18 protein-coding genes are annotated in these 21,218 nt (G+C 64.6%); 11 read left to right on the top strand and 7 right to left on the bottom strand.

Translation table 11 applies throughout. The features are described from left to right. Positions 1-103: 103 nt before the first annotated feature. Positions 104-259 (bottom strand): hypothetical protein, encoded by a 156-nt coding sequence (locus J6500_RS30890; protein WP_225716481.1) that lies wholly within the window; start codon positions 257-259, stop codon positions 104-106. 358 nt (positions 260-617) lie between these two features. On the opposite strand from J6500_RS30890, the gene J6500_RS30895 reads away from it, so the two are divergent. Continuing rightward, on the top strand, positions 618-833 hold the full coding sequence (locus tag J6500_RS30895) for a hypothetical protein (protein ID WP_225716482.1): 216 nt from the start codon (positions 618-620) through the stop codon (positions 831-833). Between the two features lie 43 nt (positions 834-876). On the opposite strand, the gene J6500_RS30900 is transcribed toward J6500_RS30895, so the two are convergent. After that, on the bottom strand, positions 877-1,428 hold the full coding sequence (locus J6500_RS30900) for a CreA family protein (protein WP_225716483.1): 552 nt from the start codon (positions 1,426-1,428) through the stop codon (positions 877-879). Positions 1,429-1,673: 245 nt separating this feature from the next. On the opposite strand from J6500_RS30900, the gene J6500_RS30905 reads away from it, so the two are divergent. The 4 genes from J6500_RS30905 (at position 1,674) to J6500_RS30920 (ending at position 5,819) form a co-directional block, all read left to right on the top strand. After that, a complete protein-coding gene (locus J6500_RS30905; protein ID WP_225716484.1) occupies positions 1,674-3,323 on the top strand; it encodes a L,D-transpeptidase in 1,650 nt (549 codons plus the stop codon). A gap of 190 nt (positions 3,324-3,513) precedes the next feature. Further along, on the top strand, positions 3,514-4,083 hold the full coding sequence (locus tag J6500_RS30910) for a glutathione peroxidase (protein WP_225716485.1): 570 nt from the start codon (positions 3,514-3,516) through the stop codon (positions 4,081-4,083). A gap of 172 nt (positions 4,084-4,255) precedes the next feature. Then, positions 4,256-5,248, top strand: a complete 993-nt coding sequence (locus J6500_RS30915; protein WP_225716486.1) for a polysaccharide deacetylase family protein — start codon at positions 4,256-4,258, stop codon at positions 5,246-5,248. A gap of 13 nt (positions 5,249-5,261) precedes the next feature. Next, on the top strand, positions 5,262-5,819 hold the full coding sequence (locus J6500_RS30920; RefSeq protein WP_225716487.1) for a dihydrofolate reductase family protein: 558 nt from the start codon (positions 5,262-5,264) through the stop codon (positions 5,817-5,819). Between the two features lie 215 nt (positions 5,820-6,034). On the opposite strand, the gene J6500_RS30925 is transcribed toward J6500_RS30920, so the two are convergent. Further along, positions 6,035-7,174, bottom strand: a complete 1,140-nt coding sequence (locus J6500_RS30925; RefSeq protein ID WP_225716488.1) for a helix-turn-helix transcriptional regulator — start codon at positions 7,172-7,174, stop codon at positions 6,035-6,037. Between the two features lie 374 nt (positions 7,175-7,548). Between J6500_RS30925 and J6500_RS30930 the strand changes: the two genes are divergently transcribed. Continuing rightward, positions 7,549-8,511, top strand: coding sequence for a helix-turn-helix transcriptional regulator (locus tag J6500_RS30930; RefSeq protein ID WP_225716489.1), 963 nt, complete (start codon positions 7,549-7,551; stop codon positions 8,509-8,511). Between the two features lie 113 nt (positions 8,512-8,624). Here the strand turns inward: J6500_RS30930 and J6500_RS30935 are convergent, their stop codons facing one another. Next, on the bottom strand, positions 8,625-9,077 hold the full coding sequence (locus tag J6500_RS30935; RefSeq protein WP_225716490.1) for a DoxX family protein: 453 nt from the start codon (positions 9,075-9,077) through the stop codon (positions 8,625-8,627). 251 nt (positions 9,078-9,328) lie between these two features. Next, on the bottom strand, positions 9,329-11,638 hold the full coding sequence (locus J6500_RS30940; RefSeq protein ID WP_225716491.1) for an NADP-dependent malic enzyme: 2,310 nt from the start codon (positions 11,636-11,638) through the stop codon (positions 9,329-9,331). 232 nt (positions 11,639-11,870) lie between these two features. Between J6500_RS30940 and J6500_RS30945 the strand changes: the two genes are divergently transcribed. Beyond that, a complete protein-coding gene (locus tag J6500_RS30945) occupies positions 11,871-13,841 on the top strand; it encodes an aq_1923 C-terminal domain (RefSeq protein ID WP_225716492.1) in 1,971 nt (656 codons plus the stop codon). A gap of 117 nt (positions 13,842-13,958) precedes the next feature. Here the strand turns inward: J6500_RS30945 and aspS are convergent, their stop codons facing one another. Further along, positions 13,959-15,734, bottom strand: coding sequence for an aspartate--tRNA ligase (aspS, locus tag J6500_RS30950; protein WP_225716497.1), 1,776 nt, complete (start codon positions 15,732-15,734; stop codon positions 13,959-13,961). Positions 15,735-15,928: 194 nt separating this feature from the next. Here aspS and J6500_RS30955 point away from each other — a divergent pair, with 194 nt between their 5' ends. The 3 genes from J6500_RS30955 to J6500_RS30965 all read left to right on the top strand — a co-directional run bounded on the left by J6500_RS30955 (position 15,929) and on the right by J6500_RS30965 (position 18,272). After that, positions 15,929-17,401: a protein adenylyltransferase SelO gene (locus J6500_RS30955; RefSeq protein WP_225716493.1), complete on the top strand. Its 1,473-nt coding sequence runs from the start codon at positions 15,929-15,931 to the stop codon at positions 17,399-17,401. A 142-nt stretch (positions 17,402-17,543) separates the two neighbouring features. Beyond that, positions 17,544-17,747, top strand: a complete 204-nt coding sequence (locus J6500_RS30960; RefSeq protein ID WP_225716498.1) for a hypothetical protein — start codon at positions 17,544-17,546, stop codon at positions 17,745-17,747. 30 nt (positions 17,748-17,777) lie between these two features. Beyond that, positions 17,778-18,272, top strand: a complete 495-nt coding sequence (locus J6500_RS30965; RefSeq protein ID WP_225716494.1) for a YciE/YciF ferroxidase family protein — start codon at positions 17,778-17,780, stop codon at positions 18,270-18,272. 348 nt (positions 18,273-18,620) lie between these two features. Here the strand turns inward: J6500_RS30965 and J6500_RS30970 are convergent, their stop codons facing one another. Beyond that, positions 18,621-18,920, bottom strand: a complete 300-nt coding sequence (locus tag J6500_RS30970) for a hypothetical protein (protein ID WP_225716495.1) — start codon at positions 18,918-18,920, stop codon at positions 18,621-18,623. 447 nt (positions 18,921-19,367) lie between these two features. Here J6500_RS30970 and J6500_RS30975 point away from each other — a divergent pair, with 447 nt between their 5' ends. Continuing rightward, entirely contained in the window at positions 19,368-20,522 is a 1,155-nt protein-coding gene (locus J6500_RS30975; protein WP_225716496.1) for an acyltransferase family protein, read from the top strand. The last annotated feature ends 696 nt before the right edge of the window (positions 20,523-21,218 follow it).

Below are 21,218 nucleotides of genomic sequence, written 5' to 3' on the forward strand. Positions count from 1 at the left end.
AGCCTGCGCGGAGCCGGCCAAAGCGAACGATGCAAGCATCGCGAGGAGGACGATACGGAGCGACATGCGGAGCCTTACCGGCATTTCTCTTTGGGTGTCGGCATCAGTTGGCGGCAAGAACCATCGGGGCGACGGTCACAACGGGCGAGCCGTTATAGGAGAAGGTGCCGATCCCGGGCAAACCGGTGTCTGCGGTCCCGGCCAGCGACGTGCCGCCCATCACGAAGACGAAGGCGAGGATGAAGCTGATGGTCCGCATGTGGTCGTCTCCGCTGGTCCTGATCGGCGTCCGCCGCCGTTTGTTGACGGTTTGATAACGAAGCGCCGTTTCCGGAGTTCTGCGCCAAAAGCGGAAAATGGTTTCGTCGCCTCCTCAATTGTTTCGTCGGCGGCGACCGCCACGAAACATTGTCCGGAAAAGATCAATGTTTTCAGTCATGCCGCGGCCACCTTTGGCGGGGCTTGCGCTTTCTTAACACTGCCGTGCTCTGAGATGTTCAGGGCGCTCCGGGCCGCCGGTGAACCGCACCGCGGCTCGGCCGACTCACGCGAATACCGTGCAACCAATCCGGCAATGGCGCGTTTTGGTTGTCCCGATCCAGCGAAGGATATCAGTCGTGGGCAATGGCAACACCGGTGTTGGCAATGAATCCTCGACCCGCAAACCCGCCCAGGAGCAGATGGCGGGCGCGATGTCGCAGCAGGCCACGTATGTGATGGGCGACAATGAATGCGCCCAGCAGAAGCTGGTGCGGCTGGTCGGCTGTCGCGATTCGAAGGCCCGGCCGGGCGTGACATCCCGCGTGAAGCAGTTCGGCCAGACCGGCAGCTAGTTCGGCCGGACTGTCAGCTTCGTGTGCCAAGTCCTTCTACTTGTTACTGAATGAAGTCGCCGCACTTTTGTACGGCGGCGTCGCCTTGCCCCCATGGCATGACCGGCACCGACGAGGTCGAATTCTTCGGCGAGCCCTCGATCAGCCGGTCCGAATAGACCATGTAGACCAGCACGTTGCGCTTGGCGTCGCAGCCGCGCACGATCTGCATCTTCTTGAAGAACAGCGACCGGCGTTTGCGGAACATGTCGTCCCCCTGGCTCATCTTGTCCTTGAAGTGGATCGGCCCGATCTGCCGGCAAGCCAGCGAGATATCGGAGACTTCCTCGGCAAGGCCCAGCCAGCCCTTGAAACCGCCCTTCTCGGGTACCGTGAAGTGACAGGCCACGCCGTCGACCTCGGGGTCGTCGACGCCATAGGTCGCGAGCTTGTCGTTCGGGCTCAGCCATTTGAACACCGTCGAGCGGCGAAAAATCAGGTCCGGCTCATCGGCCGCCACGGCAGGCCCGGCCAGCGCCACAACCAGAAGCAGCAAAGCGCATCCCCGTCGAGACAGATTTCGCAGGTCACGCAGGCTCACACTTCTCGACGTCATCAAGCTCTCCGACTGAGGGCGCCAACGCGCCAGGTCCCCCACCGGCGCGTATGTAATGTGCAAACGGCCGCACCGGAAGCCGCTGACGGTTCGGTGATCACGGGCGGCGCTTTAACCTTATGTGAGGCTTTTTTGCTACGCTTTCAGCGAAAAAATCGGGATCACGGAAGGGTTAGATCGCTTGCGCTGGTGAACGCGTTCCCCGTCTGCGACAACCAATCAAGAGCTTGGACTGGATTCGGAAAATGCGCGCGAGCGAAGGTCGGATTTCGATTCGTGATGTTGCCAACAAGCGGCTTTGGCAGTTTGCGCTTCTAACGGCCGCCGGAACGGTCGTCGCCACCTCGCAGGCCGATGCAGCCCTCTACTACTGGAACGGGTATGACTCCGTCTATTACGGAGAGGCCGACCCTGCGCAGCAAGCGTACCGGCAGAAGCCGCGGCGTCAGCAGGCGAAGAAGACCAAAGCCAAAAAGGACAGTGCCCTCCTCGCGAAGGAAGCCGGCACCAAGCCGCAGGGCCCGCTGGTGATCGCGATCTCGATCGATCAGCAGACGGTTCGGGTCTACGACAGCAACGGCCTGTACGCCGAGAGCCCGGTCTCGACCGGAATGAAGGGGCATTCGACCCCGATGGGCGTGTTCAGCGTCATCCAGAAACAGAAGTTCCACCGCTCCAACATCTACAGCGGCGCGCCGATGCCGTTCATGCAGCGCATCACCTGGTCGGGCGTGGCGATGCACGCCGGCGTGCTGCCCGGCTATCCCGCCTCGCACGGCTGCATCCGGATGCCGAATGCGTTCGCGGTCAAGATGTACAACTGGACCCGGATGGGCGCGCGCGTGATCATCACGCCGGGCACCATCACGCCGGAAAGCTTTTCGCATCCGCTGCTGGTGACGCAGAAGGTCGTGCCGGTCGCCGAGGACGTGCTGAAGATGGATGCGCCGCTCGGCACCAAGGGCGACAAGGGCGCCGACAAGCCGGAGAGCAGCATCAATTTGCGCTCGAGCGTCGGCCATGCCGAAGCGCCGGCGTCGCTGCGCGACAACACCCATACCGCCGACGCCAGCGCCGCGATACCCGCCGCGAGCGCATCGGTGACGATGTCGGACGCGCCACCTCGCGCCAACGGCGACAACGCCGCTGCAGCGGCGAAGATCAAGCTGGCCACCGATGACAGGACGGTGGGCGAAGCGCAGGCTGCGAGGACCGAGGTCTCCGCGAGCGACCATGTCAAGGCGGAAGCCAAGGCCGAGCCCAAAGTCGAAGCCAAACCTGACGGCGCAAAGCCTGACGAAGCGAAGGCGGATGCCGCCAAGACGGATGCGCCCGGGAAAGTCGACAAGGCTGACAACACCACCGCCACCGCCGATGCGCCCGACGCGAAGAAAGATCCGGCGCGGCTGCCGGGCCTGGCACGGGCCGATGTGAGCAAGCACGCCGGGCAGATCGCGGTGTATATCAGCCGCAAGGATTCCAAACTCTATGTGCGGCAGAATTTTGCGCCGCTGTTCGAGGTGCCGGTGACGATCGCGCCGAGCGATCGCCCCCTCGGCACCCATGTGTTCACGGCGGAAGCCGACAAGACTGATGCCAACCTGCTGCGCTGGAGCGTGGTCTCGCTGCCGACCCGCCACGTCGCTCGGACCGACGATGAGGAACGTCCCGCACGCCGCCGCAAGGTAGCCGGGTCGGCGGCCGCCGCCGAAGCGAAGCCGACACCGCAGCCGGACAGCCCGGCCGAAGCACTCGACCGCATCACCATCCCCGCCGACGCGATGGCACGGATCACCGAGGCGCTCGGCACCGGCGGATCGATCATCGTCTCCGACCTCGGCGTCAATTCCGGCGAGACCGGCGAAGGCACCGATTTCATCGTGCCGCTGCGCTGATCTCGCCGCGTGAAGCACAAGTAGCCCGGATGCAGCGAAGCGAAATCCGGGGCTGCTCGCCGCGGACAGATACCGGATTGCGCTTCGCTGCATCCGGGCTACGCAATTAGCTCGCGATGACGGCTTCTTGAAAGCCCGATCCTCCACGCTGAATTATGATCCCCGCCAAACCTCGTCCGGGGACATGTTCATGATCGACCGCAGGACACTGATCGTTGCAGGCCTCGCCGCGACCGCGGGCTCACGCGCAGTGCATGCGCAGCAGCCCGCGATCAGCCGCATCACCGCCTACGCTTTCTCGTTCCCGGCCCTCTCGGGCGGCGAAATCCGCCTCGCCGACTATGCCGGCCGGCCGATGATGATTGTCAACACGGCCTCGCTCTGTGGCTTCACGCCGCAATATGCCGGCCTTCAACAGGTGTGGAGCGAATTCCGCGAGCGCGGCTTCGTCATCATCGGCGTACCGTCGAATGATTTCGGCGGCCAGGAGCCGGGCGGCCCGACCGAGATCGCCGAGACCGCGCAGCACCAATACGGCGTCACCTTCCCGATCGCCGCGAAGGCGGTGGTCAAGGGCGCCAGCGCGCATCCGTTCTACCGCTGGGCGGCCGAGGCGCGGCCGAAGGATGTGCCGCGCTGGAATTTCCACAAATACCTGATCGGCCGCGACGGCTACATCGCCGACGTCTTCCCTGAACAGGTCGCGCCCGACGACACCCGCATCAAGACCGCAATCGCACGGGCCTTGGCGACGGCCTGAGCCGACGCGGCAATCCCCGGAATTAACTGATCCACCAAGGATTTGGACGCGAGCCGGCGGCCTTCATTGCCTTGGCGCTGCCGATCCGACTAGGGTATTATCGGTAGGGGGCGACGCGCGGCCCGGTCACGGCAACGCCGGCATCGGGAGCGGGATCAGCAGGGAACACGCCATGCGCATTGCGGCAGGTCTGATTTTCGCGGGAACGATGTCGTTGCTCGCGTCGAGTGCGGCTTGGTCACAGACACCGGCGGCCAAGGGCGCCGCGCCGGCACCTGCCGCTGCACCACAGGCGGCGCCCGCCCCGGCAGCGGCTGCCCCTGCCGCAACAGCCGCTGCGCCGGTTCCGCCGAAGCAACCGCCGCAGCCGGCGCGCGCCGCCTGCAACAATCCGAACGCGCTCGGCGTCGGCCGCACCGTCGAGATCGACACCACGGGCGGGCCGGGCTTCGGCTTCGAGCATTTCAAGCAGCTCGACTTCCTGCGCGACCACGAGGTGGTGCTGACCTTCGACGACGGCCCGTGGCCGAACAACACGCCAGCCGTGCTGAAGGCGCTGGCGGATGAATGCACCACAGGCATCTTCTTCCCAATCGGCAAGCACGCCACCTACCATCCCGAGATCCTGCGCCAGGTCTATGCGGCCGGCCACACGGTGGGCGCGCACACCTGGTCGCACGCCAATCTGAACAACAAGAAGCTGACCGAGGATCAGAAGAAGGACGAGATCGAGCGCGGCTATGCCGCGGTCAAATGGGCGCTCGAGGTCTCGCCTGCGCCGTTCTTCCGCTTCCCGGCGCTGCAGCATCCGCCGGAGATGGTCACCTATCTCGGCAATCGCAACATCGCGATCTTCTCCTGCGACCTCGACTCCTTCGACTTCAAGTCGAGCAAGCCGCAGCAGGTGATCGACACCGTGATGAAGAAGCTGACCAAGCTCGGCAAGGGCATCATCCTGATGCACGACTTCCAGAAGCACACCGCGGAAGCGCTGCCCGAGCTTCTCAAGCAGCTCAAGGCCGGCGGCTACAAGGTGGTGGCGATGCGCGCCAAATTCCCGGTGACGGTGCTGCCGCAATACGAGCAGGAGCTCGCCAAGGACGTCAAGCTGCCGACCGTGAGCTCGCGGCCGGTCAACAGCGTCGTCACGACCGTCGATCAGTAAGCCGCATCGTTCAGTGGCAGCGTTGCGTATCGAGGGCTTCGTCATCGTCTCGGCCGACGGCCGGCTGGCGAACGCGCGCAACGTGATGCCCGATGAACTCAAGATCGAGGGCGACAAGCGCTTCTTCACCGCGGCGCTCGACCGCGCCGACCTCGTCGTGCACGGCCGCCACTCCGGCGAGGAGCAGCCGAACGCGCCGCAGCGGCGCCGCCTGATCCTTACCCGCCACGTAGCGGCCACGGCGCCCGATCCGTCCAATCCGAAGGCGCTGCTGTGGAATCCCGCGGGCTGCCCGTTCGAGGCAGCTTGCCGCGAGGCCGGCGTCACGTCGGGCATGGCCGCAATCATCGGCGGCCCCGGCGTGTTCGGCATGTTCATGGACCGCTACGACACGTTCTGGCTATCCATTGCGCCAAAGGTCCGGATCCCCGACGGCAGGCCGTGCTTTCCGGGCGTCCCCGCCCGCACGCCGCAGCAGGTGCTGTCAGCGCATGGCCTCGTCGCCGGCGAAGCGCAGCTGATCGACAAGGACCACGACGTCAGCGTCACGCCGTGGCGGCGGGTCAGTTGATCGCTGGGCGCGCTTAACGGGATCGCCCATTGTGTCCGGGTGGCGCACCTCGTGCTGGCGACCTTCCCGTATCAGCATGGACCGCGCCCCGTACCACCGCCAATCGAACCAGGAGTCGCGTACCTCCAAATCTCATCCGATCTGAATTGACGAGGACTGAAAGGCGCCTCGGCCGTCAAGGGCCGCACCATGCCCGGTTTGCCGGCTGGCGAGAGCTAACGCAGCACCAGTCTGGCGAGGATGGCCACCAGCTCACTCTGGCGCGAGACGCCAACTTTGGAGAAGACGCGCTTAAGCACCGTGCGGGCCGTCTCGTCCGAGATCCCCAGCCGCTCGGCGGCCTCCTTGGGCGGCAGACCAGACCCCACGAGGGCCGCGATCCGGGCTTCTCCCAGCGTTAACCCGAGCACGTCGCGAACGACGGCTGGATCGGCGGGTTCGTCGAGCCTCTGCTCGATCGCGAGGACGATCGCGCGTGTGTGGGTCAGAAATTGTTCGGCTAGATTTGACCTGAGGCCGACCGGCAGAAGGTAAACCACCAATCGACTGTGCGTTCCGACAGGCCGAACGAGAACGGGCTTTTGATTGTCGATCAGCTCTCGCGGATCCCCGCGCAGGGCACGTCCGAGTGCCTCATCGATCACCTCGCGTGCGATGCCGGCGCCGATGCGCAACCGATCTTGAACGATCTGCAATTGATCGCCGAGCAGACGCTCACCGGCCGGGTTGGAGAACACCACGCGCCCCAGCGAATCCAGCGCGAAGACGCCGATGCCGACGCGGGCGAGCGCATCACCGAGCCCGAGGTTCGTCAGCTCGGCATCCAACAGACGAATCGAAAGACGCAACGCCTTTTCGATATGTCGCCCGATGCGGGCAAGAAGGTCGAGCTCAGGATCTGAAAACTGCGGTTTTTGCCGGGAATCCCGCTGTATCGTCAGCATCACGCCGATGTCCCGGTTCGGAGACACGGCGACCGCACCGAACCAGCCGAGCCGATGCCTAACCAGAAAGTCCCTGTAGCAGGGGTCGGTCCGGATCTCCTCATCGGAACAGATGTGACGATCGGCAAATGGCACGCCACTGAAAAAATAGCCGCGCTCCGTAGCACGGATGGCCCTGATGTCTCGATGCCGCCAATTGTCCTCGTAGTCTCGTTGTGCCCGGGCAAGGCTCTCGGAGACCATGGTGCCGTAGGAGCCGTCATTCCTGTGCCAGATCAAAAGTGCGCCGACATCTCCGAAACAATCCGCGATCGCGCCGAGCGCGCGCGGCCACTGCGATGGATCGGGCGCGGCGTCATAGATCGCCTCGACCGCCCTCAGAATTCGACTATCCGACGAACCCAAATCCACTCCACCATCTCCGGACGCTTCTCGACAAGGAGGACATCGGCCCTCAGTTCATTTGTTTCGAAATGTTCTTGCTCCGAGCTCACCAGCAGCCATTCGGCGCCGGTGTACCACAAATGGGGGATGCCAAGACCCATGCTGACTCGTGAATATCGTAGCTTGCTTCTGGAATGTTGCTGAATTCGCGGTCCTGCATGGGAAGTCGATCAATCGAGTTTGCTGGCATCTCGCGGGTCCATGCCAGACTGGGAGAGGCCGTGGTCGACCCGAGCAGGTGGAGAGACTTGCTGGAGGAGATGTGTCGTGCCGTAGGAGCAGAAGGAGCCAGCCTTAGGCAAGCCGGCGTTCGGACTTCGGACGTTCCGTATACTGCCTCGATGGAGGACCTGACCCAGATCTATTTCAAGGAGGGCTGGCATCTGCGCGATATCCGGGTCCCGCGGGTCAAGAGCCTCCTTGCGTCGTCCCGTCGGTTACCGCCCGCGTTCTGCGATTCCGATATGTTCGGTTATGATGAGCTGCATAACCTGTTCCGCACCGATGCCTATTTCAACCAATTTCTGCGGCTCGGAAAGCTGAAATGGGGTGGCTGGATTCGATTCCCGGTCGCGCGAGAGCCCTGGCTGATTGCCTTCCAGCGGACTGGCGCACAGGGGCCGTTCGAACGAGGCGACATGATTCGTCTGTCACCCCTGGCACAAGCCCTGGCCGAGGTGGCCGACCTGTCGGCGGCCGTCGGTCAATCCATGCTGGCCGGCGTCCTCGATGGCTTGAATCTGGTGCAGATGCCTGCACTGGCTTTGGACCGGGGCGGCCGTGTGCTCGGCGCCAATGCAAAGGCGGAGGCAGTCTTTAGCTCCGACCTGCGGGTGTCGAATTCCCGCCTGCTCATCCGCGATGAGAAAGCGCGACAGGCGCTCGACCGCGTGACGTCGACCGTCGCCAACGCCTGGCCCGCCGATCGGCCACCGGAAGGCCGGGCTGGAAATATCATCGTCGCAAGGCGCGAGGCAAGGAAGCCGGTTCTTATGAAGCTATTGCCGGTTCATGGCGCGGCGAGTGCTCCTTTCCTTGGAGCGAAATTCATCCTCACATTGACGGACCTGGCGGCAGTACGACGCCCTTCTCTGGACATCATTTCGGAAGCGTTTTCGCTGACGCGCGCCGAAGCAAGGATTTCTTCGATGATTGCTGCCGGATTAGCTCCGGAAGAGATCGCAAGTGAGCTAAAGGTCTCGCGCGAGACCGTCCGCAACCAGATCAAGGCAACCTTCGGCAAGACCGGAGTTCATCGGCAGAGCGAACTCGCGGCATTGATATCCCGTATCCAGGATTGTTGATCCAGCACGGCCAACGTGTGAAGTGACATAGCTTGCGTCTCTAGCTTCCGATGGCAGGGTCAGCCGGCCCCGCGCGCGAACGCGCGCCTACCAGGCCTGACTTGCCGGTGCCGCTACACATCCCCATAAGCGGGGTCGTCGCGGCGCGGGCCGCGGCCGTAGCCGGCGATGATGAAGAGAGCACCGATCAGCGACAGGTTCTTCAGCGCCTGGACCAGGTTGTTGTAATTGTCGGGGGCCGGCTGGTTCCAGAAATCGTGGAAGTAGAAGGTCGCGAGGCAGACGAAAATGATCAGCAGGATCGCGAAGAACCGCGCCAGAAGATTCAGCGCGATCATCAGGCCGGCGACGATCTCGAAGACGCCGACCGTGATCGCCAGCAGCTGCATGAACGGCATGCCGACGAAGTTCTCGATCTGCTGCGTGTAAGGCGCGACCACGGCCGGAATGGTGACCTTGGCGGTGAGGATGCCGGCGGTCGCCTCGATGCCGAGCAGCTTGTAGGCGCCCGAATAGATAAACAGCACGGCGAACAGAATTCGCCCGAAGGTGATCAACGCTGGCATGGGTCGGCCTCACTGAATGGCAGGAAATCGGACGAAGCAGCGGAGCGATTATGGTCGCTCCGCCTGCTTCGATCAAATCGAATCGATCTCGGAGATCGGGCGTGATGAGGCTCGCGTTCCGTCCCCGCCTGCGCTGTCATTCCGGGGCGCGCCGCTTGGCGCGAACCCGGAATCCATCAGGCCGCAGAGACCGTGGTGGAATGGATTCCGGGCTCGACGCTTCGCGTCGCCCCGGAATGACGAGAGCGGGCTCAGCCGAACAGCGTCGGCTGCGCGCGGCCTGCCCGCTCCTGGGCTTCGACGGCGGCGACCGCGGTCATGTTAAGGATGCCGCGCGCCGTCACCGACGGAGTGAGGATGTGGGCCGGACGCGCCGGGCCGATCAGGATCGGGCCGACCGGCAGCGCGTTGGCCAGCGACTTGATCATCTGATAGGCGATGTTGGCGGCATCGAGGGTCGGCATGATCATGATGTTGGCCTCGCCCTCCAGCCGCGACTGCGGCAGCACCATCCGCCGCGCCGCGGCCGAGAGCGCGGTGTCGCCCTGCATCTCGCCGTCGGCCTCGATCTCCGGATGCCGTTCCTTCAGCAGCTGGGTGGCCCGCCGCATCTTGCGCGAGGAGTCGGTATCATAGCTGCCGAAGTCGGAATGTGACACGAAGGCGACCTTCGGCTTGAAGGCGAAGCGCTGGACGTGGATCGCCGCCAGCGAGGCCACCTCCGCGAGTTCCTCAGCGCTCGGATTCGGCCGCACCTGGGTGTCGGCGAGAAAATAGGCGCCGGTCGAGGTGATCATCAGCGCCAGCGCCGCATAGTCGCTGACCCCCGGGAGGAAGCCGATGATCTCGCGGACATGGCGCAGATGGCTCATATAGCGGCCCTCGACGCCGCACAGCATCGCATCGGCCTCGCCGCGCGACACCGCGAGCGCCGCGATCACCGTGTTGTTGGTGCGGACCACGGTCCGCGCCGCCTCCGGCGTCACGCCGCGCCGGCCGGCGACGTCAATATAGGACTGCACATAGGAGCGGTAGCGCGGATCGTCCTCGGGATTGACCAGGTCGAAATCGCGGCCGGCCTTGATCGACAGGCCGAAGCGCTTGATCCGCGTCTCGACCACCGACGGACGGCCCACGAGAATCGGCCGCGCCAGCTTCTCCTCCAGCACCACCTGCGTCGCGCGCAGCACGCGCTCGTCCTCGCCCTCGGCATAGATCACCCGCACCGGTTGGGTCTTCGCCTTGGCGAACACCGGCTTCATGGTGAGGCCGGAGCGGAACGCGAAGCGCTCGAGGTTGGCGGCATATTCGTCGAAATTGCCGATCGGCCGGGTGGCGACGCCGGATTCCATCGCGGCCTTCGCCACCGCCGGCGCGATGCGCAGGATCAGCCTTGGGTCGAACGGGCTCGGGATCAGCGAGCCCGGTCCAAAACCCTGGGTCTCGCCGGTCTCAAAACCATGCGCCACTGCGTCCGACGGCGGGTCGCGCGCGAGCTGGGCGATGGCGTCGACCGCGGCGTGCTTCATCGCCTCATTGATCGCGGTGGCGCCGACGTCGAGCGCGCCGCGGAAGATGAAGGGAAAGCAGAGAACGTTGTTGACCTGGTTCGGGAAGTCCGACCGCCCCGTGCAGATCATCGCATCGGGGCGGGCCTGCCGCGCCTCGTCCGGCATGATCTCCGGCACCGGGTTGGCGAGCGCCATCACTAATGGCTGGTCGGCCATCTGCTTGACCATCTCGGGCTTGAGCACGCCCGGCGCCGACAGGCCGACGAAGATGTCGGCCCCGGGGATGACGTCGCCGAGCACCCGCGCGTCGGTCTTCTGGGTGTAGACCGCCTTCCAGCGGTCCATCGTGGTGTTGCGGCCCTCGTAGACGACGCCGTCGATGTCGCAGACCCAGATGTTCTTGCGCTGCGCTCCCATCGAGACCAGGAGATTGAGGGTCGCGATCGCCGCGGCGCCGGCGCCCGAGCAGACGATCTTCACCTCGTTGAGTTTCTTGCCGTTGAGCAGCAGCCCGTTGACGATCGCGGCCGCGACGATGATCGCGGTGCCATGCTGGTCGTCATGGAACACCGGGATCTTCATGCGCTCCTTGAGCTGCGTCTCGATTTCGAAGCACTCCGGGCCGCGGATGTCTTCGAGGTTGATGCCGCCGAAGGTCGGCTCCAGCGCCGCCACGGTCTCGACCACGCGCTCGATGGTGTCGGCCTTGATCTCGATGTCGAACACGTCGATGCCGGCGAACTTCTTGAACAGCACCGCCTTGCCCTCCATGACGGGCTTGGAGGCCAGCGGGCCGATATTGCCGAGCCCAAGCACCGCGGTACCGTTCGAGACCACCGCCACCAGATTGGCGCGGGCGGTCAGCGAGGCGGCCTCGGCCGGGTTCTTGGCGATCTCGGTGCAGGCGGCGGCGACGCCGGGCGAATAGGCCAGCGCGAGGTCGCGCTGATTGGCGAGCGGCTTGACCGCCTGGATCTCGAGTTTGCCCGGACGCGGCAGCCGGTGATAGGCGAGCGCGGCGTTATGGAGTTCTTCAGACGATGACGACATGCGTGCTCCCCGCGTTTCCAGCCCAAAACGTCTTGTTTCTATGGTATTGCAAGCGAAAGTGAGTTGTCCGGCAGATCGAGCTGGATGTGAAGCACGCCGGGCCGCTTGGATGCAACATCCGATAACATCCCCGTCAACAGGCCCGGGCCGGCCGCGGATCGACGCCGCCCTCTCCCCAGCCGCCGGCCGCGGATTGGCAATATTTTTTCCCTTGATGATCCGGAGTTGGCGAATGAAGAAAATCCTGCTCGGCCTCGTCGCCGTGGTCATCGTGGCCGCCGGCCTGTTCGGGTTCGACTTCTATACGCAGCGCCGGATCATCGGCGAGGTCGAGACGGCGTTCGAGCAGGTCCACGCACAGGGCGGCAAGGCGAGCCACGGCGCAATCTCGTTCGATGTCCTCAAGCGGACCCTCACGATCACGAATGTGACACTCGAGACGGCGCCATTCATCGTGAAGGCCGCCAACGTCGTCGCCCACGGCGTCAGCCAGGCGGATGCATCACGGGTCTCCGCGGAGAGCATCGATATCAACGATATCGAGGTCAGCGCGACGACCGACGGCAAGCAGGCCTTCAAGATCACCTACAAGGCGCCGCTGGTCACGCTAAAGGATTATTCCGGACCGGTCGGCACGTTTCGGCTGCCGGCGTCGTCATCCCTGCTCGACCTGTACCGGTTCGGCTTCGAACAGCTCGCCGCCATCAGCGCTGCGTCGGTCACGGTCCCCAGCGTGACCGGGACCGTCCAGGCCAGGACGCCTGCCGGTGAGGCCACCGCGGGCGAATTCAGCTATTCGGGCCTGGTACTTGAGAACATCAAGGACGGCAGGATCGCCTCCACCAAGGCCAGCGGTGTCGTCTTCACGGCCGACTCGCAAGCCGCCGGCAAGGCAGTCAAGGTCACCGGGAAGCTCGCCGATATCCGTGCCGATGACATCGATTTCGCCGCGATGGCAGCGGTCGTCGACCCGGGCAAGGCCGATGACGACAAGGATTACCGGGTGTACCGGCATATCGCAGCCGGTCCCTATGAGATCTCCTCCACGCAGGGGCTGAACGTGCGGATCGAAGGCATGACCGCCGACGATATCGGACTCAAGCCGTCACGGATGCAATTGCCGAAGCTGATGGAGATGATCCCGCCCGCCGGTGGCACGCCGCCGACGCCGGAGCAGGCGCACGCGATGATGGAGCGCGTCGCCGCCATCTATGACGGCGTCCGGATCGGCAGCAGCGAAATGCGCGGGCTCACCGTCGAGACACCGCAAGGCCCGGTGAAGCTAGCTTCGATCAGGCTCAATCTCGCGAACGGCAAGATCGGCGAATTCGCCATCGAGGGTGTCGACGGACGCGGGCCGCAGGGACCGATCAAGCTCGGACGCTTTGCGTTGAAATCGGTCGACATCGCCAATCTGATGCGGCTGACGGCGCAGTTCGCGGCAAAGAAGCCGCTCCCGGAACAGGCGCTTGCGCTGCTGCCGCTGATCGAGGGCGCCGAAGTCAAGGGGCTGGTGGCGCCCTACAAGACGACGGGAAAGCCGGTCAATATTGATGTTCTCAGTCTCGATTGGGGCCAGTTCGTCGGCTCGATCCCGAGCAGGCTGCGGCTGACCGCGAAGCTGTCCGGGCCGCTCGACACGGCCGATCCGGCGTACCAGCCGCTCGTCGCTGCCGGGATTGACACCGTGAAGATCGATGCCGATCTCGGCGCTAGCTGGATGGAAGCGTCGCGCGCCTTTGCGCTCGAGCCCGTAAAACTCGACCTTGGCGGGCTGTTGAACGCCTCGGCGCGCGCCTCGCTCGGCAACGTGCCGCGGGAGGTGTTTGCGCTGAATCCGCAGTCGATCGCGGCGGCAAGCCAGATCGAGGCCGGCGCGATCGAGCTCACGCTGCACGATCTCGGCGTGGTCGATGCTGCCGTCGGCGCCTTTTCGCGCAGCCATGGCGGCGGCAAGGACGAGGCCCGGCAGGCCATCCTCGCCAGCATCAAGGCGCAGGGCGAGGCGATCGGCGGCTCAAATCCGGAGACCGCCGCCCTGCTCGCCGCGATCAGCCGCTTTGTCGAGACGCCGGGCCAGACTCTCGTCATCAAGCTGACGCCGCGCGCCAAGGCCCCCGCGCAGCAGCTGCTCGAGCTGCTCAAGACCGATCCGCAATCGGCCCTGGCGCAGTTCAAGATCGAGGCGTCGACCGGGCTGTAGCAACAGTCCGTAGCCCGGATGCAGCGAAGCGCAATCCGGGGCATCTCCTGCGGCGAGAGCGGTCCCGGATTTCGCTTGCGCTCCATCCGGGCTACGCAGCTCGACTTGCTTGCCCGCCTAGCCCTTCGCCGGCAGGCTGGTGCGGATGTGCAGCTCCTTGAGCTGCTTCGGCGTCGCCTCCGACGGCGCGCCCATCAGCAAATCCATTGCCTGCTGGTTCATCGGGAACAGCGAGATCTCGCGCAGATTGTTGGTGCCGCACAACAGCATCACGATGCGGTCGAGGCCGGCCGCCATGCCGCCATGCGGCGGCGCGCCGTACTGGAACGCGCGGTACATGCCGCCGAACCGGTCGATGACCTCCTGCTCGCCATAGCCCGCGATCTCGAACGCCTTCACCATCGCTTCCGGCTTGTGGTTGCGGATGCCGCCGGAGGCGATCTCGTAGCCGTTGCAGGCGATGTCGTACTGGAACGCCTTGATGGTCAGCGGATCCTGTCCGGTCAGCGCGTCGAGACCGCCCTGCGGCATCGAGAACGGGTTGTGCGAGAAGTCGATCTTCTTGTTCTCCTCGTCATACTCGTACATCGGGAAGTCGACGATCCAGGCCAGCTCGAAGCGGTCCTTGTCGATCAGGTTCAGCTCCTCGCCGAGTTTGGTGCGCGCGAGGCCGGCGAACTTCCAGAATTTTTCGGGATCGCCGGCGACGAAGAACGCCGCATCGCCTTCCTTCAGGCCGAGCTGGTCACGGATCGCAGCGGTGCGCTCCGGGCCGATGTTGTTGGCGAGCGGACCCGCGCCCTCGCCGCCTTCGCGCCACATGATGTAGCCGAGGCCGGGCTGGCCCTCGCCCTGCGCCCACGAGTTCATGCGATCGCAGAACGCGCGGCTCCCACCGCCGATGCCGGGGATCGCCCAGACCTGGTTCTTCGGGTCCTCCAGCATCCGCGCGAACACCTTGAAGCCGGAGCCGCGGAAATGCTCGGAGACCTCTTGCATCACGATCTTGTTGCGCAGGTCCGGCTTGTCGGAGCCGTATTTGCGCACAGCCTCGGCGAACGGGATCCGCGGCCAGTTCTTCGTAACCGGCTTGCCCTTGGCAAAGTCCTCGAAGACGCCGGTGATGACAGGCTCCATCGCCGCGAACACGTCGTCCTGGGTCACAAAACTCATCTCGACGTCGAGCTGGTAGAACTCGCCCGGCAGGCGGTCGGCGCGCGGATCCTCGTCGCGGAAGCATGGCGCGATCTGGAAGTAGCGGTCGAAGCCCGACATCATCAAGAGCTGCTTGTACTGCTGCGGCGCCTGCGGCAGCGCGTAGAACTTGCCGGGATGGATCCGCGACGGCACCAAAAAGTCGCGCGCGCCTTCCGGCGAGGACGCCGTCAGGATCGGGGTCTGGAATTCGAAGAAGCCCTGCTCCTTCATCCGCTTGCGCATGGAGTCGACGATCGCGCCGCGGGTCATGATGTTCTGGTGCAGCTTCTCGCGACGCAGGTCGAGGAAGCGGTACTTGAGCCTGATATCCTCAGGATATTCCTGCTCGCCGAACACAGGCAGCGGCAGCTCGGCCGCCGGGCCCAGCACCTCGATCTCCTTGATGTAGACCTCGACCATGCCGGTCGGCAGTTCGGGATTGTCGGTGCCGGCCGGACGGCGGCGCACCTTGCCGTCGATCCGCACCACCCATTCCGAGCGGAACTTCTCGACCTCGGCGAACGCCGGCGAATCCGGATCGGCCACGCATTGGGTGATGCCGTAATGATCGCGCAGATCGACGAACAGCACGCCGCCATGGTCGCGGACCCGATGCACCCAGCCTGAGAGGCGGGCCGTCTGGTCGATATCGCTCTCACGGAGCGCGCCGCATGTGTGTGACCGGTAGCGATGCATAGTCATCCCAAAATCGATGTCGGAGGAAACGAATCGGACGGTTCATGGCCCGTTCCGAAGCTGCGGAGGGTTTACCCGACGAGGCCGGGGGCGGCAACCAAGGGAACGGGCGGTTTTTCGCACGAATGGTCAATTTTCCGGGCGTCGGGCGCCCGATCGTTTGCCTATTCGCGCCACCGGCCTATCTTGTGGACATGACCATCCATTTCCCGTTCCAAAACACCTATTCGGCGCTGCCGGCGAACTTTTTCGCCCGGGTCGCACCGACCCCGGTGGCCTCGCCCCGGCTGATCAAGCTGAACCGGCCGCTCGCGATCCAGCTCGGGCTCGACCCGGACCTGCTGTCGACGCCCGAGGGCGCCGAAATCCTCGCCGGCAAGCGGCTCCCTGAAGGCGCCGACCCGATTGCGATGGCCTATGCCGGGCATCAGTTCGGCAATTTCGTGCCGCAGCTCGGCGACGGCCGCGCCATCCTGCTCGGCGAGGTCATCGACAAGGAGGGCATCCGCCGGGATATCCAGCTCAAGGGAAGTGGCCCCACCCCGTTCTCCCGCCGCGGCGACGGCCGCGCCGCGCTCGGTCCGGTGCTGCGCGAATACATCGTCAGCGAGGCGATGTTCGCGATGGGGATCCCGACCACCCGCTCGCTGGCCGCCGTCGTTACCGGCGAGGCCGTGATGCGCGAGACGGCGCTGCCCGGCGCGGTGCTGACCCGGATCGCCTCGAGCCATATCCGCGTCGGCACGTTCCAGTTCTTCGCCGCCCGCGGCGACACCGACGGCGTGCGGGCGCTGGCCGACCACGTCATCGCCAGGCACTATCCCGACCTGAAGACCGCCGAGCAGCCCTATCACGCGCTGCTCGCGGCCGTGGTGGCGCGGCAGGCGGCGCTGATCGCACGCTGGCTCTTGGTCGGCTTCATCCACGGCGTGATGAACACCGACAACACCTCGATCTCGGGCGAGACCATCGACTACGGCCCCTGCGCCTTCCTCGATGCCTACAACCCGGCGCAGGTGTTCTCCTCGATCGACGAGATGGGCCGCTACGCCTATGCCAACCAGCCGCGCATCGGCCTGTGGAATCTGACAAGGCTCGCCGAGTGCCTGCTGCCGCTGTTTTCCGACGAGCAGGAAAAGGCCATCGAACAGGCGCAGACGATCCTCGGCGAATTCCCGGAAAAATTCACCGTGGCCTACAATGCGGGCCTGCGCGCCAAGGTCGGCCTGTTCACCGCGCGCGACGGCGACGAGGCGCTGATCCAGGACTTGCTCGACGCAATGGCCAAGAATGCGGCCGACTTCACGTTGACCTTCCGCCAGCTTGGCGCCGCCGCAGCCGATGACGCCGCCGATGTCCGCGCGCAATTCACCGACCCCGCCGCCTTCGACGAATGGGCCGCCCGCTGGCGCGCCCGCCTCGCGCAGGAGCCGCAGACACCAGCCGAGCGCAAGGCCGCGATGAACGCCGTCAACCCGGCCTTCATCCCGCGCAATCACCGCATCGAGGCGGTGATCCAGGCTGCGGTGAACAGTGACGATTACGCGCCGTTCGAGGAACTGCTGACGGTTCTGGCGAAGCCGTATCAGGACCAGCCGCAATACGCGGCCTATGCCGAGCCCCCGCTGCCCGAGCAGCGCGTGACGCAGACATTCTGCGGAACATAGCAAGGTCGCAGGATGGGTAGAGCGCCGATCCGCTCATCCCGCACGCTCAACTCCTTGCAACGATCTTCCGCGCTCATCGTTGGCCCGGCATCGCGGGACGTGGGCCTCGAGGTTCCGTTCCGCTTCGCCCATGGAGTGCGACATGAACCAGCGCGATCACGACCTGAAAACTGCGATGAAGCGCAGCAATCCGAATGGGGTCGAGCCGCCATTTTCGGAGGACGATCTGCAACGCGCGCAGTTCGGACCACGCGGCGTGCCCGGCAAGCCCGATCCGGCGAAGATGACGCCGCAACGCGCGAAGAAGACGCCGGTCGATTCCGGTTCCGGCGGTCACACCGCGTGAGCGCATGGCAAGGACAGGAAAGGTTCCAGCATGAAGATCACGAGCTTCAAGGACATGTACATCGCCGAGCTGCAGGAACTGGTCAGCGTCGAGAGCCAGCTCGCAACGGCGCTGTCACGCATGGCAGAGGTCGCCAGCCATCCGTCGCTGAAAGATGCGTTCGGCCGCCATCAGCGTGAGACCATCGTGCAGTGCGAGCGGCTGAAATCGCTGCTGCGTATGCACAACGCCGATCCCGACGAGCACACCGACCAGGCCATGCAGGCGCTGGTCCACGAGACCGCCAAGATGGTCTCGCTGTTGCCCGACGACAATCTGCGCGACGCCGGCCTGATCGCGTCGGCGCAGAAGCTCGAGCATTACGAGATCGCCGCCTATGGCAGCGCAGCCGCGCTCGCCGGCCAGCTCGAGCTGCGGGACGACCAGCGCATGCTGCACGACACGCTCGATGAGGAGCGTCACGCCGATACGCTGCTGACGAAGCTCGCCAAGGGTGAGATCAACCAGGACGCGTTGGCGGCGTAAGGGCTTCGTGGCCTTGCAGGATGGGGAGAGCGCAGCGGTTTCGCTTCGCTCTCATCTTGTGCGTCGCATGACGTGAGCATTAACTCACCTTCCACCATGGGCGGAGGCCTGCCGCGGTAACCATAAGGCTTAACAGCGCGTCAACGCACCCCGAACAATCCTCGTGGTTTCGTTAAGGGGAGAATTGCCCGTGGACGCATTTGCATTCGAGTTCATCGGAATGGCGATGATTGCGCTGTGCCTGATCGTGCTGGCGATGCCTGCGGCGCGTCGGCCATCGAAGAAGGTGCGCTACGAATAGCGTTTCGTAGAACGCCGGCGGTTCAAACCGCAGGCCGCCAACGCGCGTCACCAGTACCATCGCGGGCGGTTGAAGACGACGCCGGGCCCGACCACGCGTCGGTGGCGGAAGCCGGCGTTGGTCAGATCGACCGCGATCGCGCTGACATCGTAGCCGGTGTAGGTGGGATAACCGCGCGAGAAAAGATAGCCGTCATAGGTCGGCGGAGATCCGTAGCCGAACCCCCAGGGAAAGACCGGGTCCGCCGGCCATGGCCTGACGCCGTCGGCCAGCGCCGATCCCGACGCCGCAACGCCACCCAGCGCGAGCAGCGAGACGGCCAGCAAAATACGCATAGTCCTCTTCATCGCGGTTCTCCTCCCGAGATCCTATTTGGAATGGGTCAGTCTACCAACGCGAGCTAGGCCGAGCGCACCCTGTCAGTGCATATGCAAGGCGTCATAGGCGTGGGCGGCAAAGATAGCGGCGCTCAGGACCAGGAGCGTGACGATAGCAGCTTCCATCATGACACTTCCCCTTATTGTTTGAGGATGTTGGTAGCCGCCAAATGTTTCAGCGCGGTTTCGCGCGCTGCTGAAAATGGTTTCGTGGGCGCGATCGCCAGAGCGGAACCTGCGGCAGGTCAGCCCTGCTCGCCGCGTGCGCACAGCCGGTCTCGGCGGCGCTATGGTTCCACCGCCCCGCCGCTCCGGCTGCCGCAATCGTGAACGGCGGAGCGCTGGTTTCAGGCGTCAGGTTAAGGACGCCTTCACGCCTCGGCTTCAACGATGCGTCCACGTCATGGAGCGGCGCTGATGCCGGAGATCAAGGACAGGCCGGACGCGCGGGTTCCCGTGCTGGACCTGCTGCGGGTGGCCGCGGTAGGGGCCGTCGTCCTGTATCACTACGGTTTCTGGGGACCAGCCGCGCACGGCGTTCCGCAGATCGCGATGCCCTTCCTTGCTCCGGTCGCGCAATATGGCTTCCTCGGCGTGCCCGTGTTCTTCGCGATCAGCGGCTTCGTCATCGCCTACTCGGCGGGGGACCGGACGCCGGTCGGGTTCGCGATCGCGCGCTTCAGCCGGATCTATCCGACCTTCCTGATCTGCATGACCCTCACCTGCGTCGTCACGCTCGTGCTGGGCGGCGCGCATTTCAGCGTCAGCTTCGGTCAATGGCTCGCCAACCTGTTCATCGCCGCTCCCGTGTTCGGCGAGCCCTACATGGACGACGCTTATTGGTCGCTCGTCATCGAGGTGATGTTCTACGTCTGGGTCGCGGCGTTCCTCGCCCTGCGTATCTTCCCGCAGCGGATCGACACCATCATCGTGGCGTGGATCGCCATCACCTTCGCCAATGAGTTGACGATCGATGCGCCGATCTTCGAGAAGCTGTTCATCGCCGATGACAGCGGCTTCTTCGCGGTCGGGCTCCTGATCTACGAACACTATCGCGGGCGCCGCGAGGCACGGCTTTACGGCCTGATGTCGCTGGCGCTGGGAACGGCGGCATTCCAGGCGGTCCACAAGCTTGAGCGGCTCGGCGTCCATCTCCACGCCAACTTCGATCCTCGCATCGTGGTCGCGATCTGCATCGTCTCGCTCGGCATCGTCTTCCTGGCGACGCGCATCAAGCAGGTCCCGCTGCCGGCGGGCCTGGTGATGGCCGCAGGCGGTATCACCTATCCGCTCTATCTGCTGCACCTGCAGCTCGGCTATACGATCCTGCTCGCGGCAACACCGGAGCAGCCTCCCGTCCTGCTGACCACGACCGTCATCGCTGGCGTGGTTCTGCTTGCCTGGTTTGTCTGGCGCGTGCTGGAGCGACCGGCGCATGGCTGGACCAGGGACCGGCTCACGATGCTGGCGACACGGCTGGGATGGCCGTCGCGCGTTCGCAGCGCCGGCGTGCGACAAGCCGATCCGACGCACGGCGATCCGCTCACGCAAGCCTCAGTCGCCAAGCGCTGAGTTGCCCCTAGGGGTAGGTAAAGCCCCTGCGGCGAAAATATTTCGCTTTTTCGGAAGCGAAACAAGTGCTATGGATAGCCCGTCTCACCCGATCGAGGGGCGCTGCGCATCGTCACGGTGTTGCGGTGAGATGCGGTGGACGCCGCGCGTGTCAGTGACGACAGCACGCGAGGCGGACGGCGAAGTCGTGCAGGCCGGACGCCCTGGTGGCAGGTGTCCTCTCGCTCGATGCAATTGCGTCTTGCGAGGGCGGTGACAACAAAGCCCAGTCTCGCCGGGGTAAGCACGTATAAGCCGTAACCCATCGCGCAGGGAAAGCCGGGTTGTTTCCGGTTACACCTGTGGTCCTACCCCCGAGCTTTCTACCCCATTGCTCGGGGCCCATGGGTGCGATCGGCACCCGGCTTTCCCTGCGCCCTCCGTTCGAAGAAGGGCGAAACGAAATGCAAAGCTCGGGCAAATCATGTCGCGAGAGCGCGGAAGTATGACTCACCAGCGGCACAACAAACTCGCTGTCGTCCCGGCGAAGGCCGGGACCCATTACCCCAACTGCCTCTTGTTACGCGCCGGTGGGCGCCACGATGCCGTTTACAACGAGACCCTGTTGTTTATGGGCCCTGGCTTTCGACGATACCACTCATGTCGAGACTTATGAGGCCCAAATCCCCGCAAATCACCCTCGAATCCCCTTAAAAT

This window comes from Bradyrhizobium semiaridum (assembly GCF_020329505.1).
GTDB classification, from domain to species: domain Bacteria; phylum Pseudomonadota; class Alphaproteobacteria; order Rhizobiales; family Xanthobacteraceae; genus Bradyrhizobium; species Bradyrhizobium semiaridum.

Coding starts and splice junctions, on each gene's coding strand:
- J6500_RS30915 (WP_225716486.1), top strand. CDS start 4,256: ATGCGCATTGCGGCAGGTCTGATTTTCGCGGGAACGATGTCGTTGCTC.
- J6500_RS30910 (WP_225716485.1), top strand. CDS start 3,514: ATGATCGACCGCAGGACACTGATCGTTGCAGGCCTCGCCGCGACCGCG.
- J6500_RS30970 (WP_225716495.1), bottom strand. CDS start 18,920: ATGAAGAGGACTATGCGTATTTTGCTGGCCGTCTCGCTGCTCGCGCTG.
- J6500_RS30905 (WP_225716484.1), top strand. CDS start 1,674: ATGCGCGCGAGCGAAGGTCGGATTTCGATTCGTGATGTTGCCAACAAG.
- J6500_RS30945 (WP_225716492.1), top strand. CDS start 11,871: ATGAAGAAAATCCTGCTCGGCCTCGTCGCCGTGGTCATCGTGGCCGCC.
- J6500_RS30965 (WP_225716494.1), top strand. CDS start 17,778: ATGAAGATCACGAGCTTCAAGGACATGTACATCGCCGAGCTGCAGGAA.
- J6500_RS30940 (WP_225716491.1), bottom strand. CDS start 11,638: ATGTCGTCATCGTCTGAAGAACTCCATAACGCCGCGCTCGCCTATCAC.
- J6500_RS30935 (WP_225716490.1), bottom strand. CDS start 9,077: ATGCCAGCGTTGATCACCTTCGGGCGAATTCTGTTCGCCGTGCTGTTT.
- J6500_RS30900 (WP_225716483.1), bottom strand. CDS start 1,428: ATGACGTCGAGAAGTGTGAGCCTGCGTGACCTGCGAAATCTGTCTCGA.
- J6500_RS30975 (WP_225716496.1), top strand. CDS start 19,368: ATGCCGGAGATCAAGGACAGGCCGGACGCGCGGGTTCCCGTGCTGGAC.
- J6500_RS30890 (WP_225716481.1), bottom strand. CDS start 259: ATGCGGACCATCAGCTTCATCCTCGCCTTCGTCTTCGTGATGGGCGGC.
- J6500_RS30960 (WP_225716498.1), top strand. CDS start 17,544: ATGAACCAGCGCGATCACGACCTGAAAACTGCGATGAAGCGCAGCAAT.
- aspS (WP_225716497.1), bottom strand. CDS start 15,734: ATGCATCGCTACCGGTCACACACATGCGGCGCGCTCCGTGAGAGCGAT.
- J6500_RS30955 (WP_225716493.1), top strand. CDS start 15,929: ATGACCATCCATTTCCCGTTCCAAAACACCTATTCGGCGCTGCCGGCG.
- J6500_RS30930 (WP_225716489.1), top strand. CDS start 7,549: ATGGAGGACCTGACCCAGATCTATTTCAAGGAGGGCTGGCATCTGCGC.